The sequence below is a fragment of the Yoonia sp. SS1-5 genome (assembly GCF_038443705.2).
Lineage (GTDB): Bacteria > Pseudomonadota > Alphaproteobacteria > Rhodobacterales > Rhodobacteraceae > Yoonia > Yoonia rhodophyticola.
Genome location: NZ_CP151767.2, coordinates 2,406,842 through 2,421,962 on the forward strand (window position 1 = coordinate 2,406,842; position 15,121 = coordinate 2,421,962).

12 protein-coding genes are annotated in these 15,121 nt (G+C 57.7%); 5 read left to right on the top strand and 7 right to left on the bottom strand.

Annotation, left to right across the window (positions count from 1 at the left end):
* Positions 1 to 36: 36 nt before the first annotated feature.
* The 3 genes from AABB31_RS13425 to AABB31_RS13435 form a co-directional block, all read right to left on the bottom strand.
* Positions 37 to 852: an ABC transporter ATP-binding protein gene (locus AABB31_RS13425; RefSeq protein ID WP_342077659.1), complete on the bottom strand. Its 816-nt coding sequence runs from the start codon at positions 850 to 852 to the stop codon at positions 37 to 39.
* On the bottom strand, positions 849 to 1,145 hold the full coding sequence (locus AABB31_RS13430) for a hypothetical protein (RefSeq protein WP_342077658.1): 297 nt from the start codon (positions 1,143 to 1,145) through the stop codon (positions 849 to 851). The genes AABB31_RS13425 and AABB31_RS13430 overlap by 4 nt, the downstream gene beginning before the upstream one ends.
* 110 nt (positions 1,146 to 1,255) lie before the next feature.
* Entirely contained in the window at positions 1,256 to 3,208 is a 1,953-nt protein-coding gene (locus tag AABB31_RS13435) for an AMP-binding protein (RefSeq protein ID WP_342077657.1), read from the bottom strand.
* Positions 3,209 to 3,626: 418 nt separating this feature from the next.
* Here AABB31_RS13435 and AABB31_RS13440 point away from each other — a divergent pair, with 418 nt between their 5' ends.
* Complete coding sequence (locus AABB31_RS13440) at positions 3,627 to 4,226, top strand: hypothetical protein (RefSeq protein WP_373634860.1); 600 nt, start codon at positions 3,627 to 3,629, stop codon at positions 4,224 to 4,226.
* A 13-nt stretch (positions 4,227 to 4,239) separates the two neighbouring features.
* Here AABB31_RS13440 and fdhF read toward each other — a convergent pair whose 3' ends face one another.
* The 3 genes from fdhF to gloB form a co-directional block, all read right to left on the bottom strand.
* Entirely contained in the window at positions 4,240 to 7,008 is a 2,769-nt protein-coding gene (fdhF, locus tag AABB31_RS13445) for a formate dehydrogenase subunit alpha (protein ID WP_342077655.1), read from the bottom strand.
* Positions 7,009 to 7,719: 711 nt separating this feature from the next.
* Complete coding sequence (gene clpA / locus AABB31_RS13450; protein WP_342077654.1) at positions 7,720 to 10,044, bottom strand: ATP-dependent Clp protease ATP-binding subunit ClpA; 2,325 nt, start codon at positions 10,042 to 10,044, stop codon at positions 7,720 to 7,722.
* 190 nt (positions 10,045 to 10,234) lie between these two features.
* Complete coding sequence (gene gloB / locus AABB31_RS13455) at positions 10,235 to 11,011, bottom strand: hydroxyacylglutathione hydrolase (protein ID WP_342077653.1); 777 nt, start codon at positions 11,009 to 11,011, stop codon at positions 10,235 to 10,237.
* 63 nt (positions 11,012 to 11,074) lie between these two features.
* Between gloB and AABB31_RS13460 the strand changes: the two genes are divergently transcribed.
* Positions 11,075 to 11,827: a methyltransferase domain-containing protein gene (locus AABB31_RS13460; protein ID WP_342077652.1), complete on the top strand. Its 753-nt coding sequence runs from the start codon at positions 11,075 to 11,077 to the stop codon at positions 11,825 to 11,827.
* Positions 11,828 to 11,834: 7 nt separating this feature from the next.
* On the opposite strand, the gene AABB31_RS13465 is transcribed toward AABB31_RS13460, so the two are convergent.
* A complete protein-coding gene (locus AABB31_RS13465) occupies positions 11,835 to 12,383 on the bottom strand; it encodes a CAP domain-containing protein (RefSeq protein ID WP_342077651.1) in 549 nt (182 codons plus the stop codon).
* Positions 12,384 to 12,427: 44 nt separating this feature from the next.
* On the opposite strand from AABB31_RS13465, the gene AABB31_RS13470 reads away from it, so the two are divergent.
* From AABB31_RS13470 to AABB31_RS13480, 3 genes are read left to right on the top strand one after another with little or no spacing between them, the layout of a single operon-like run.
* The gene (locus AABB31_RS13470) at positions 12,428 to 12,562 is read left to right on the top strand and encodes a hypothetical protein (protein WP_342077650.1); all 135 of its coding nucleotides are present in this window, start codon (positions 12,428 to 12,430) and stop codon (positions 12,560 to 12,562) included.
* Positions 12,563 to 12,571: 9 nt separating this feature from the next.
* A complete protein-coding gene (locus AABB31_RS13475) occupies positions 12,572 to 13,915 on the top strand; it encodes a hypothetical protein (protein WP_373634861.1) in 1,344 nt (447 codons plus the stop codon).
* Positions 13,916 to 13,954: 39 nt separating this feature from the next.
* The gene (locus AABB31_RS13480) at positions 13,955 to 15,064 is read left to right on the top strand and encodes a class I SAM-dependent RNA methyltransferase (protein ID WP_342077648.1); all 1,110 of its coding nucleotides are present in this window, start codon (positions 13,955 to 13,957) and stop codon (positions 15,062 to 15,064) included.
* Positions 15,065 to 15,121: the final 57 nt, after the last annotated feature.

The following is a 15,121-nucleotide window of genomic DNA, read 5'->3' on the forward strand; positions in this document are numbered from 1 at the left end:
GCTGGGGCGTTGCCCATGGCTGGTTTTGCGTTTGGTCTAGTCATGCGCCACCCCCAGATAGGCGTCGATCACCTGTTCGTTGTTGCGCACTTCATCGGGGGTGCCATCGCCAATCTTGCGCCCGTAATCCATCACGACGACCCGGTCAGACAGGTCCATCACGACGCCCATATCGTGCTCGATCAAGGCAATCGTGGTGCCAAATTCATCATTCACATCGAGAATAAATCGGCTCATGTCTTCTTTTTCCTCGACATTCATGCCGGCCATCGGTTCGTCCAGCAAAAGCAGCTTTGGTTCTGCAGCCAGGGCGCGGGCCAGCTCCACCCGTTTTTTCAGACCATAGGGCAGCCGTCCGACCGGCGTCTTCCGGATCGCCTGAATTTCGAGGAAATCAATGATGTTCTCGACAAATTCGCGGTTCTGCACCTCTTCACGTTCCGCCTTGCCCATCCAGAGCGCCTGGCTGAACATCCCGGTTTTCATATGCGTCAGCCGGCCGGTCATGACATTGTCCAGCACGGACATGCCTTCAAACAGGGCGATGTTCTGAAACGTCCGGGCAATGCCGAGGCGGGCGACCTGATAGGGCTTCATCGGCGGACGCTTGGCCCCGCGAAACCAGACCTCGCCTTCTTGCGGGTTATAGAAACCCGAGATCACGTTCAGCATTGACGATTTGCCAGCACCATTGGGGCCGATGATCGCCCTGATCTCACCCTCGCGGATGTCAAAAGAGATATCCTTGATGGCCTCGACGCCGCCAAAGCGCAGCGTGATATTGCGCATATCCATCAGAACATCGCCAATGGTACGCCCATCCGGCGTGACAAAGGGCGCTTGTGCATTCATGGGGTCACCTGCTGTGTATTTGCCAGAAGATCGCGCAATTTCAGACCCAGCAACAAGCCCGGCAAACTTGCCAGACAGCTTGCAAGGCCGGCGCGAAACCCACGCCCGATCAACTCGCCGATGCCAATCAGGCTGACATGCCTGATTGGCTTGGTTTCATCTGTGCGGTACGCGTCGTGAAACGCCACTGCACCTATCGCGATAATCAACCATACGTCTGTCTGCGGATCCGAGCCAAAGGCGCTTGCAACACAGACCGTACCGGCCACCAGCGCCAGAACGGTCCAGGCCATGGGCGACGGAAGCAGCCGTTTGAGTGCCCAATCGCGGCGCGAGGTTGAGGACGGGCCCGAGCGCGTGGGAGGTCGCGTATGCCCGGGTGGCGTTATGCGATCATCTTGCGTCATTCGGCGGCCACGCGCTGTTGCGCGACAACCGCATCACGCAGGTCAAGTGTCGCAGTAATCTTGCCCTTGCGCCCGTCCTCATAGGTAACTTCCGTCTCGGTGTAGACCTCGCCGCGCCCGTCATAGAGGGCATCAATCAGATCGCCGAATTTATCGGCAATCACGGCACGCCGTACTTTGCGCGTCCGGGTCATTTCGCCATCGTCGGCGTCGAGTTCTTTGTGAAGAACAAGGAAACGGTGAATTTGGCAGCCTGCCAGCATTGGATCCTGTGCAACAGACGCGTTGACGTCCGCCACATGGCCCTGGATCGTGTCGAGGACCTGCGGGTGTTGTGACAGTTCCTGATAGCTGGAGTAGGCGATATTGTTGCGTTCGGCCCAGTTGCCGACCGCCGTCAGATCAATATTGATGAAAGCCGTGCAAAAATCCCGTCCGGCGCCGAAAACGACGGCCTCCAATATGTTGGGAAAGAACTTAAGCTTGTTTTCGACGTATTTCGGGGCAAACAGCGCACCATCGGCCATTTTGCCCACGTCCTTGGCACGGTCGATAATCCGCAAGTGTCCGCTGCTTTCCTCGATAAAGCCTGCGTCACCTGTCGCGACCCAGCCTTCTTCATCCTTGGTTGACGCGGTGCTTTCGGCATTCTTGTAATATTCGACAAAGACACCCGGCGACCGATAGAAAACTTCACCACTCTCCGCGATCTTCAGTTCAACACCGGGGCTTGGAACACCAACCGTATCTGACCGAACTTCGCCATCTGGCTGTTGGGTGATGAAAACAGTGGCCTCGGTTTGGCCGTAAAGCTGTTTGAGGTTGATGCCCAGCGCGCGATAGAAATCAAAGATTTCGGGGCCAATCGCCTCGCCCGCGGTATAGCCAACGCGGACACGGCTTAGGCCCAGCGTGTTTTTCAGTGGGCCGATGATCAACAAGTCCGCCAGACGATAGCGCAACTTGTCCAGTGTGCTGACAGGTTCCTTGTCAAGCAATGCAGGTCCGATGCGGCGGCCGACAGCCATATAGCGATCAAACAGCCATTTCTTGAAGCGACCGGCATCTTCCATGCGGATCATGACGTTGGTGAGTTGTGTTTCAAAGACGCGCGGTGGTGCGAAGAAATAGGTCGGGCCGATCTCGCGCAGGTCAGTCTGCATGGTCTCGGCGCTTTCGGGGCAATTGACGCAGAAACCTGTCCACATCGCCTGCCCGATCGAAAAGATGAAATCACCGACCCAGGCCATCGGCAGATAGGCCAGAACCTCGTCCCCGGGCTGCAGGCTATCGAATTCGGCAGAGTTCTTGGAGGTCTCGATCACATTCCGGTTGGACAGCACGACGCCCTTGGGGCGACCGGTTGTGCCTGATGTGTACAACATCACACAGGTATCGTCGTAACCGCGGGCATCGCTGCGCCGCGTCACCTCGTCCATGTGGTTTGATTTGCGGCCCGCCTCTTGCAAGGCGGCATAGCTTGTCATCGCGGCATGGTCGTATTTACGCAAACCGCGCCCATCGAGATAGACGACATGTTCCAGTGCGGTCAGCGTTTCGCGAACATCGGCGATCTTGTCCACCTGTTCCTGATCGCCGACAACGGCGAAACGGGCGCCGCAATGATCCAGGGCATAGGCAATCTCTTCTGCCGCAGCATCAGCATAAAGGGGGACGGGAACGCAGCCTATCCGCTGGGCGGCAACCATTGCCCAATACAAGGCAGGCCGATTGCGCCCGGCGATGGCGATGTGATCGCCGATTTCGGCACCAAGGGACAGAAAACCGCAGGCCAATGCGTCGATTTCAGTAGCAGCTTCGGACCATGTCCAGCTTTGCCAGATCCCGAATTCCTTTTCGCGATAGGCAGGCTTGTTGCCATGCGCAGCAACATTCCGAGCAAGAAGCGCAGGAATAGATGCAAGTCCCCGCGTTGCGGCTTCGGGCATTGGTTTATCCTCCCTTGCTGAACGTTGTCAGCGCGATCTGTGCAGGCGAGTCGCCTCCTCGCGATCCCTGCTTGTCGTATATTGTGGTGTAGAGGCGTCGCAGGTCAATCTTTTTTTGAACAAGCGTTCAATTAACTGCCGAAGCCGCGTTCTTTGCGGGAAATTTGCAGGTCAAATGTCGAAAACAGGCCAAACGTGCATTTCGACACAGACCGCAGGACAGCTCGCGATTACACAAGAACAAATTGTTAACGAAACGAGCCCAAAAGTCACATATTGGGATTATTGGTGCCGCAAAATACCGTCACGGTTGCGACAACCACCTTAAATGTGGCATTATTTTGTCATCGTAAGGGTGGTATTTTTGGCCCTTAAGTATTGGATTGGTAAAATGTTCTACAAATATTGTGCAATTTCTTTGCTTGCGTTGAGCGTCTCTGCCTGCGCGACAACCACCGAAACAATAACAACACAGACGGCCCAATCAGCCTTCCGAACGCCTGTTGACGGCAAAACGGATGCCGGATTTGTCGTTGGCCCGCTGACGCGCAGCTTTTCCAACCACAACGCCGAAGGTGACGGATACGCCAACACAATTGGCCCGCTGATCGAAGGCGGCTTTGGTGCGGCGGCCGGTATCCTGCCCACAACCACCGTTCTGGCACAGCCCGATTCGGGGTCAATCAGCTATGATGCCAATTTCATTGTGCGCGCACTTGTCGGCATCGGTGAGACGGATGGGCAGGTGCATGCGTTCAGCGTCGGCCAGAACGGGCAGATTGAACTGACCGCCGATTTCGGCGCCAACACGCTCACGGGCAGCGCTGACCAATTCTCGGTCGACGGGGTGCTGGATGAAAACGGCACTGGTATGTCCGGCACAGTCCGATGGACTGACCAGACTGGCGCGCTGATCGGTCAGGTTGGCAGTGACGAGGTCATCGGGGCCTTCCAGGGGCATAGTGACACCACCGTCTTTACGGGTGGGTTCATCGGTACAGCGCAACCAACGCCATAACTAGCCCCCGGCGCTATTCGGCGGCGACTGGCGTGTCGATCTTTTCGACACGCACAGCTGCAAACTTGAACTCGGGTATCTTGCCATAAGGATCAATAGCCGGGTTCGTCAGAACATTGGCTGCAGCCTCTACATAGGCAAATGGAACAAATACCATATCGGGCGCCACAGCCCGGTCAGCCCGTGCCATGATGTCGATACTGCCGCGGCGGGTTGATAGCCGAACCATGCCCCCCGGTGCGACGCCCAATTGGCGCAACGTGGATGGATGAAGCGAGCAATTGGCCTCTGGCTCCACCGCGTCAAGCACCTTGGACCGGCGGGTCATGGACCCAGTGTGCCAATGTTCCAACTGACGCCCAGTGGTCATGATCATCGGGTAATCTGCATCCGGCGTCTCATCAGGCGCGATGACATTCGCGGGGGTAAAGCGGGCACGGCCATTCTGGCGCGGGAACCCATCACCAAACACAATTGGCTGGCCCGGATCCTCGGGCGAGAGCGAGGGATAGGTCACCGCATTCTGGCTTTCCAGCCGATCCCAGGTGATGTTGCTCAGCGATTTCATCGACCGTCCCATCTCGGCAAACACCTCTGATGGATGGGTGTATGTCCAGCCAAGGTTCAGGCGTTTGGCCAGTTCGACGGTGATCCACCAATCTTCCTTTGCATCCCCCGGGGGTGACACGGCCGGGCGGCCCATCTGCACCTGACGGTTGGTATTTGTCACTGTTCCGGTCTTTTCAGCAAAGGCCGAGGCCGGCAGGATCACGTCTGCATAATTGGCGGTTTCGGTAATAAAGATGTCCTGCACAACCAAATGGGTCAGCTTTGCCAATGCCTCGCGGGCGTGTTCCACATCAGGGTCCGACATGGCCGGGTTTTCGCCCAGAATATACATGCCATGAATGTCGCCATCATGCACGGCATCCAGGATCTCGGTCACGGTCAGCCCCTTGTTGGGGTCAATCTGACCTTCCTGCCAAATCTCCTCGAACGCAGAGCGGACGCCATCGTCGCCCACAGGCTGATAATCCGGCAGGAACATCGGGATCAGGCCCGCATCCGACGCACCCTGGACATTGTTTTGCCCCCGCAGCGGATGCAAGCCCGCGCCTGGACGCCCAATCTGACCGGTCATCAGGGCCAGGCTGATCAGGCAGCGGGAATTGTCTGTCCCGTGAATATGCTGCGAAACGCCCATTCCCCAAAAGATCATCGCTGATTTCGCACCCGCAAATGTCCGTGCCACGTCGCGCAACGTGTCAGCAGGAATGCCGCAGATGCCTTCCATTTTTTCGGGGGCGAAATCAGCAAGATGCGCCTTCTCTGCCTCCCAATTCTCGGTATAGGCCGCGATATACTGCTGGTCGTAAAGTTCTTCTTCGACAATCACATGCATGATCGCATTCAGCATCGACACATCGGCACCCGGACGGAACTGCAACATATGTGAGGCGAACCGTTTCAAGGCTTGGCCACGCGGGTCCATCACGATCAATTTGCCACCACGTTTGGTGAACTGCTTGAAATAGGTGGCGGCAACGGGGTGGTTTTCAATTGGGTTCGCGCCAATCACGATGGCCACATCAGCGTTTTCAATTTCGTTGAACGTCGCCGTAACAGCGCCAGAGCCCACATTCTCGATCAAGGCCGACACGGACGAGGCATGACACAGGCGGGTGCAGTGATCCACGTTGTTGTGGCCAAAGCCTTGGCGGATCAGCTTTTGAAACAGATACGCTTCTTCATTGGTGCATTTTGCAGACCCAAAACCGGCGACCCCCTTGCCGCCGATGCGGGCCAGCCCATTTGCTGCGACATCAAGGGCCTCGTCCCAGGTGGCCGCGCGAAAATGGGTTTCCCAATGCGCGGGATCAACATTCAACCCCTTGGCCGGAGCATCATCGCGGCGGATCAGCGGGGCGGTCAGACGATGTTCGTGATGGATGTAGTCAAAGCCAAAGCGGCCCTTCACACATAACCGTCCCTCATTGGCCGGGCCGTTGATGCCTTCGACGAATTTGACCTTGTCGTCCTTGATCTTCAACGAGACCTGACAACCTACACCACAGAATGGGCAAACGCTTTCAACTTCCTTATCGTAATCTTGGGTGTCGCCGTGCTGGTTTTCATCGGTCACCGTTGCGGGAAGCAGCGCACCGGTCGGGCAGGCCTGCACGCATTCGCCGCAGGCCACGCAGGATGACGCGCCCATCGGATCATCCATGTCGAAAACGGGATATGCATTGTGACCGCGCCCCGCCATGCCGATCACATCATTGACCTGCACCTCGCGACATGCGCGTACGCAAAGGCCGCATTGGATACAGGCATCAAGGTTGACGGACATCGCCACATGGCTGTCATCAAGCAATGGAATGTGGTCACCTGCCATCGCGGGAAATCGGCTGTCGGTCACATCCTGGCCCGCGGCCATATCCCACAGATGAGATGATTTGTCGTGGGCCACGGCCTGTTCCGGCTGATCCGCAACAAGCAATTCCATCACCATTTTCCGGGCCTGCACCTCGCGCGGCTGGTCCGTGGTCACGACCATCCCGTCAATCGGTTCACGGATGCAGGACGCTGCGAGCGTACGTTCCCCCTCGATCGCCACCATGCAGGCGCGGCAGTTGCCGTCAGAGCGATAGCCGGGTTGCGGCTTGTGGCACAGATGCGGGATCACAAGGCCACGCCCGTGCGCGACCTCCCAAATGGTCTCGCCAGGGGCGGCGGTCACTGTCTTGCCGTCAAGGGTAAATGTGATCTGGTCCGACATTCGCATTCTCCGCGCAATACTTGGGCAATTTAGATCAGTTTCGGCGTGCTGTTGAAAGGTCCTGGGCGACCCGAACGCATGCATTTGCGCCAGCCGGCATTTCCAATGACGGACCCACGGTTCCGATACGGAACCTTTTGGTGCGAGCGAAATCCTGTGTTTGGTGCCAGCATAATGTCCGACACGCGGTGCTGTGGCACGAACTTGCACCGGTGGGCGCTTTGCCGCGACCCCGTCGAATAGCCGGATGTCTCGGCAAGCCCTCGCTCCCATCAGACTGCGTGAGGCGGCTTGCCAAGGCCGATATGGGTTGGGGTTCATCCGCATCACGACCAATAGACCGATGAGGGCAATCTGACCAATTAACACAATGCCCTGGGCACAAAGGGAGTTTTACCCGGTCCGCGTCACGCGCTGAAGAGGGAATTTGCAGATGTGCATCCGCGTCTGCGCGTCAACCTGTTCGCGTATATTTTGGCTGGGCCAGTCACACGATCCCGGGTGAAGGGGTTGAGACGAACAGCGTTTGGCCGCCGCTTTACACCGGATAACTAAGGGGAGGTGAGGCCATCACGTGAAAAGCTGCCAGAACGCACGCGGCTTTGTGCAATTGATCAAAAAAAAACGCGCATGGCAGACGATATCAGCCTGCCATGCGCATGTGTTGTCTGTTGTGGGGCGCGCCATAACCCGGCCCCACATCAATCATATTCAGTCAGCGGTCAGCAGCGGCGGCTTATCACCTTTGTCGGTGATCTTTCCTTGCTCCGGCGCTTCATACTTCAGCTGCAATTCGCCGCCCTTGACGCCAACCTTGACAATGCCGCCTTTCATAAGCTTGCCGAACAGCAACTCCTCTGCGAGCGGCTTTTTGATGTTTTCCTGAATGACCCGCCCAAGCGGACGGGCACCCATTTTCTCATCATAGCCCTTATCGGCGAGCCATTCGGCGGCAGCCTTCGTCAGTTCAATGTGAACATTGCGGTCGATCAATTGTGCCTCAAGCTGCAGAACAAATTTTTCGACAACCTGCATGATGACCGGTTTTGGCAGCGCGCCAAAGCTGATCACGGCATCCAGACGATTGCGGAACTCGGGCGTGAAAGTACGTTCGATAGCGGCAGTATCCTCGCCCTCGCGGCGATCACGACCAAAGCCCATGGCATTCTTGGACATTTCCGCAGCACCCGCATTCGACGTCATGATGACAATGACATTCCGGAAATCGGTTGTGCGACCGTTATGGTCCGTCAGTTTCCCGTGATCCATCACCTGCAACAGAATGTTGTAAACGTCCGGATGGGCCTTTTCCATCTCGTCCAGCAGCAGCACACAATGCGGGTTTTGATCAACCCCGTCGGTCAGCATGCCCCCCTGGTCAAAACCGACATATCCCGGTGGCGCGCCGATCAAACGGCTGACAGCGTGCTTTTCCATGTACTCCGACATGTCAAAACGCAGCAGTTCAACACCCAACGTGTCGGCCAGTTGTTTGGCAACTTCGGTCTTACCAACACCGGTTGGACCCGCGAACAGATAATTGCCGATTGGCTTTTCAGGTTCGCGCAGGCCGGCCCGCGCCAGTTTGATCGCAGATGACAGCGCCTCAATGGCCGTATCCTGACCAAACACAACACGCTTGAGCGTTTTCTCGAGATCCTTCAGCACCTCTGCATCATCCTTGGAGACATTCTTGGGCGGAATGCGCGCAATCTTGGCGACGACATTCTCAATCTCCTTGGTGCCGATTGTCTTGCGACGTTTGGATTCGGCAACCAGATGTTGCGCTGCCCCAGCCTCGTCGATGACGTCGATGGCTTTGTCCGGCAATTTCCGATCATTGATATAGCGCGCCGACAATTCGACCGCGGTCTTGATCGCATCGGCGGTATATTTGATGCTGTGATGCTCTTCAAAATAGGGTTTCAGACCCTGCAGGATCTTGATGCTGTCTGGCACCGATGGTTCTGTCACGTCGATTTTCTGGAACCGGCGGGACAACGCGCGGTCCTTCTCGAAATGTTGACGGAACTCCTTGTAAGTCGTCGACCCCATGCAGCGTAGCTTGCCGCCCTGCAGCGCAGGTTTCAGCAGGTTGGAGGCATCCATCGCCCCGCCAGATGTGGCACCCGCACCGATCACGGTGTGAATCTCATCAATGAACAGCACCGCATCGGGGTGGTCTTCCATCTCGGTCATGACGGCCTTGAGGCGTTCCTCAAAATCGCCGCGATACCGTGTCCCGGCGAGCAAGGCGCCCATATCCAGAGAATAGATCGTCGCTTTCGACAACACCTCTGGGGTTTCGCCATTGACGATCTTAAAGGCCAGCCCTTCGGCAATTGCCGTTTTGCCAACACCCGGATCACCCACAAGAAGCGGGTTGTTCTTGCGTCGGCGGCACAGAACCTGAATGCAGCGTTCGACCTCATGCGCCCGCCCGATCAGCGGATCCACATCGCCTTTGGTGGCCTTTGCGTTCAGGTCTACGCAATATTTGGCAAGCGCACTTTCCTTTTCGTCACTTTCACCGCTGTTGATTGTCTCTGTCTCTTCGGTGGACCCGGTCACGGGCCGCTGTTCGCCAAAGGCAGGATCCTTTGCAACGCCATGGGCGATGAAGTTGACCGCGTCATAACGGGTCATGTCCTGTTCCTGCAGGAAGTAGGCCGCATTGCTTTCACGTTCCGCAAAGATCGCGACAAGCACGTTGGCGCCGGTCACCTCGGATCGGCCGGATGACTGCACATGAATTGCGGCACGCTGAATAACCCGCTGGAACGCGGCCGTTGGCACGGCCTCGGACCCTTCAACATCGGTGATCAAGGTCGAAAGATCATCTTCGATGAACTCTTCCAGATCCTTGCGCAGATCATCAAGGTTCACCGAACAGGCGCGCATCACGCGGGCGGCGTCAGGTTCATCAATCAATGCCAGAAGGAGATGCTCCAATGTGGCGAGTTCGTGCTTGCGTGCATTCGCAAGGGCCAGTGCCCCGTGAATGGACTGCTCCAACGTTGTCGAAAATGATGGCACGATCTGTGCTCCTTCATATCGGGGGCAGGATTGGTTCCGGCCAACCCTACCGTGGCCTCTTATCCTTAAGGTTTGGTTTTATCCCGGAACCTTCAAGGACTTTTTTTGATTTCAGGGTCACAAAAGTGTCGCGTGATCGCGCAAAGACCCAAATTTCATCAGCTTTCGTGAATATTTCACATATTCGTGGTCAAAATTTGTCCTTCCGGGCTCTGATCTGCGCAAACACCTCGACATCGGTGGCATCTGCCAGCCCCAACACGGCCTTGAACGCCGGATCATCGGCACGCAAAAACGGGTTTGTTCTGATTTCGTCATCCAGTGCCGACGGCACGGTGGGCCGTCCTGCCGCCCGCGCGGCCTTCACACCCTCTAGTCGAGAGATAAGCGCGGTATTTTCCGGGTCAAGGGACAGCGCGAAACGTCCGTTGGTTTCGGTGTATTCGTGACCTGAACAAATGATGGTGTCTTCCGGCAGGTTGCGCAGCTTTTGCAGGCTTTCCCACATTTGCGCAGGTGTCCCTTCAAACAAGCGCCCGCAGCCAAGCGCCATCAGACTATCGGCGGTAAAGGCCAGCTCTGGCTCGGGCATATGGTACGCGATATGGCCGATTGTGTGGCCGGGTACGTCCAGCACATGTACATCAACGCCGCAAACGGTGATGACATCGCCGTCGCCGACTTCCAGATCAAGATCGGGCAGCCGATGTTTGTCGGATCCGGCCCCGACAACGCGCACGCCGTCGCGCAGGGCCTCCACCGCATCAATATGATCGGAATGATGATGGGTGATCAGAATATCTGTCAGGGTCCAGCCCTTGGCCCTCAACGCATCCTGAACAGGCCCTGCCGCGGGGGCATCAACCAGGGCGGTCTCACCACTGTCCCGGTTGTGGACCAGGTAGGTATAATTGTCTGACAGACACGGGACAACCACCAGATCAATCGGAGCGAATTCGTTTGTCATGGCAATATACCCTTCAGTTGATATGTTAAGCGGCAAGCTTTGCCGAACGGGGACCAAACCGCAATGCATCTCGACGTGCTGGATCTGCGAAAGTTCTACTACCGCAGCGCGCTTGGCCGGGCGGCGCAGAAAGTCATCCGTGATGAGTTGACCACGCTTTGGCCCGAGGCGAAAGGCCAGATGGTTGTGGGCTTTGGATTTGCGGTCCCGCTGCTGCGGCCTTACCTGAAAGATGCGCGGCGGGTGATTGGTCTGATGCCGGGGCCTCAAGGGGTGATGCCATGGCCCCCCGAGGGGGCCAATCACAGCGTGCTTTGCGAAGACACATTATGGCCGCTTGAAACCGGCCATGTCGACAAACTGATTCTGCTGCATGGGTTGGAAACGACAGAGCATCCCTCTGCCTTGCTGGATGAGGCATGGCGGGTTCTTGGCCCGGGCGGGCGGGCCGTGTTTATCGTTCCGAACAGGGCAGGCCTGTGGTCGCGATCCGACGCGACGCCGTTTGGCTATGGCAGGCCCTATTCGCTGGGGCAGCTAGAGGCACAACTCCGCAAGCATCAATTTGTGACGGAACGCACCCTGTCGACACTGTATCAGCCCCCATCCACCAACCGGATATGGCGCAGATCGGCCAGTCTTCTTGAAAAGATTGGTCATAGCATGCCGGTTATTGTGGCTGGCGGGGTATTGATGGTTGAGGTCAGCAAGCAGATGGCCGCCCCGACCCGTCCCGGTCTGGGAGAAGCGGTCAAGCGCCCGCTGAGAGCGCTTGAAGAAATCACCAAACCAAAACCGAAACCGGAAACCGCCTGATCCGGCCTTACTGTTCTGCAGCCAGAACCAACACCCAACGTGTGCTTGATCCGCTGCCGGCACGTGCCAGGCCGAAATCTTCGAAATTGGGGTTCACATTGTTGCGCTGGTGGCCGGGGGAATTGACCCAGCCCTGCAGCACGGCGGCTTCGGACTGATAGCCCTGCGCAATATTTTCACCATATGTGCGCCAGCGATACCCTGCTGCCGTGATCCGATCGCCGGGGGAGGATCCGTTGAGACCGGTATGGCTAAAGTAATTCTGCGCCAGCATGTCATTGGCGTGGTTTTGCGCCGCGTTGCCCAAGCGGGCATCAAACGTCACAGGTGCCGCCCCATTCGCAAGGCGTACGTCGTTCAGCATGCCCGCAAATGTGGTGGGCGCGGGCGCGCTGGGTGATGAAGACGGGCGCGCCGCCGGGGCGGATGCGGTGGTCGGCGACGTCGACGCCGCGACCGAGGGCGCGGTTAGCGTCGAGACAGAGGTATTTCCCCCGCCAGAGCCACCACAGGCAGCCAGTGCTACAAGCCCAACAATTGCGTAAATAATCTTCATGTCCCGATCTCCTGTCGTCCCCCAGCAATGGTCCTAACCGGGAAATGTGGCGGGTCGTAGGCAAGAATTGGGTGGGTGCGGGCAAGCAGCGAGATCACGCCGATCTGTCAAAATCCGACAAGCAGGCTGTCGCCACAACGGGGCCACACAGCTATGCCAACATGGGGCAGGCAAGGTAACAGATCGACATGCATGTACTGACAAGAACCGTTTGGGCGAGCATCCTGCTGGTGGCGTCAACAATCGGGCTGGCTGCCCAAGATGATGCGGAGGATCCGATCACAACCGCCTTGTCGGCGGGCGATCCGGGCAGGGCATTGGCGCTTGCCGATCAACGGCTGGCCGATGATCCCGATGATTTCGAGGCGTTGTTTCTAAAGTCCTTGGCGCTTTCCGATTTGAACCAGCCCGACGCGGCCGCGCAGGCCGCAATGCGGGCCTATGCCGCAGCGCGCAACGATGCGGAACAGTTTCAGGCAGCACGGCTTGTGGGCGGCGCCCTCTTCAGCGCAGAAGCGTATGGGCGCGCAGGCTGGTGGCTGCGCAGGGCGGCCAATCATACCCAGACGGAGGATGAACAAACCACCTTGCGCGCAGAATTTGGCCGGGTTCAGGCGGCAAATCCATTTTCCGCGCAACTTAGCTTTTCCCTAGCTCCGTCAAGCAACATCAATGGCGGCGCGGCGGATGCCTCTTTCATTCTGGGAGACTTCGAACTGCTTTTGCCCCCCGACCGCCTGGCATTGTCCGGGATTGAGTATGCCGGCGATGCGCAGCTTTCCTATCGGATCAGCCAGGGCGCGCGCTACCAGACCAGCATTGAGGCATACGCCTACGGACGGACCTACAGCCTGTCCGCCGACGCGCGCGAACAGGTGCCTGATCTGTCAGGCAGCGACTTTTCCCTCGGGCTGGCCGAGGTTGCGCTAAGCCATCGACAGTTCCTGTTCGCGGGGGCCGGGCCAACCAGCATTTCTGTCCATGAGGGCAAGGTGCGCTATGCAGGGGCGCCGCTATGGGATTACCGCAAGATATCGCTTGGTCAAACGCTGCTTGTCGGGACATCGGGGCAATTCAATCTGCTTGTGTCCGCGCAGGATCAGACCGCGCGGGACGGGCTGCAATCGGACACAATCGTCTATGACACAGCGCTTAGCTACGGGCATACATTCGGCAACCGGGATTATATCGAAGCATCCCTGTCACGCCGACTAAACGCGGCAGAAGAAGAAGACGACACGTTCACGGATTATCGATTCAATCTGTATTACAGCCCTGCCGAACCGGTACTTGGTACCAAATGGACCTTTTCAGCGGGGCTTGGTCATGTGAATTACGACTCGTTTGACATTTCGTTCGATGGCCGGCGGGATGATATTGTAACCGTCGGCGGCACAGCCACTTTCGAAAACCTGTCCTATTTCGGTTTCTCACCCAGCATCAGCGTTTCCGCAACGCAAACCACATCCAACGTGTCGCAGTTTTCGACAACCCAGGTGCAGGGACGGTTCGGGATCCAATCCAGCTTCTAACGCGCTTGCGATGTGCGCAAATGGCGCTAAACACGGCGGGTGGATCAGGCATTCGAAATATTTCTGACGGGAACGCCGGGGCTTGAAAAAGCACTTCAGGCCGAGGCGCTAGAGCGGGGGTTTACGGGTGCCGCCGTGACCCCGGGTGGTGTGACCTTCACCGGAACATGGGACGACGTGTGGCGTGCCAATCTGGTGATGCGGGGGGCCACGCGGGTGCTGGCCAGAATTGGCAGCTTCATGGCCTTCCACTTGGCTCAGCTGGACAAACGCGCGCGCAAATTCCCTTGGAAGGATGTGTTACAGCCCGATATCCCGCTGCGGGTCGAGGTCGCGACCTCACGAAAATCCAAGATCTATCACGCCGGGGCTGCAACACAGCGGATCGAAACCGCGTTAAAGGCCAATGGATACACGATCGACGCTGATGCACCGGTCGTGATCAAGGCGCGGATTGATGACAATCGGGTCACGATCAGCCTCGATACATCCGGCGAAAGCCTGCACAAACGGGGTCACAAACAGGCGGTCGGCAAGGCGCCCATGCGTGAGACGCTGGCAAGCCTGCTGTTGCGCGAATGCGCGTATCGGGGTGATGAACCGGTCCTGGACCCGATGTGCGGGTCAGGCACGTTTGTCATCGAAGCGGCCGAGATTGCCATGGGGCTTTATCCGGGCCGGCAGCGCCATTTCGCCTTTGAGCATTTTGCCAATTTCGACGAAAGCCGCTGGAACGCGCTGCGGCAAACAGGCCCGCACAGGACACCGGCGACGCAGTTTCACGGCAGCGACCGGGACGCCGGCGCAATCCGGATGAGCATTGCGAACGCAGAGCGCGCGGGTGTCAGCGATCTGACAGCGTTCACCAATCTGGCGGCGAATGACCTGCAACGGCCCGATGGCCCGCCAGGCCTGATCATCTGCAACCCGCCTTACGGCGGACGGATCGGCAACCAAAAGATGCTGTTTGGCGTCTATGCAGGCCTCGGCGCCCGCCTTATGTCGGCGTTTCAAGGCTGGCGAGTGGGAATGGTCACAAGCGATGCTGGGTTGGCCAAGGCGACCGGCCTGCCATTCGGCCCAAAAGGGGCGGCCATCCCGCATGGCGGTCTGAAGGTGTGGTTGTTTCAGACGGGACCGCTGCCATAGGACTTGCTGACGATATTGGCTACTATGGTCACGCTGAATGTCTTCCTGACCAGCCGT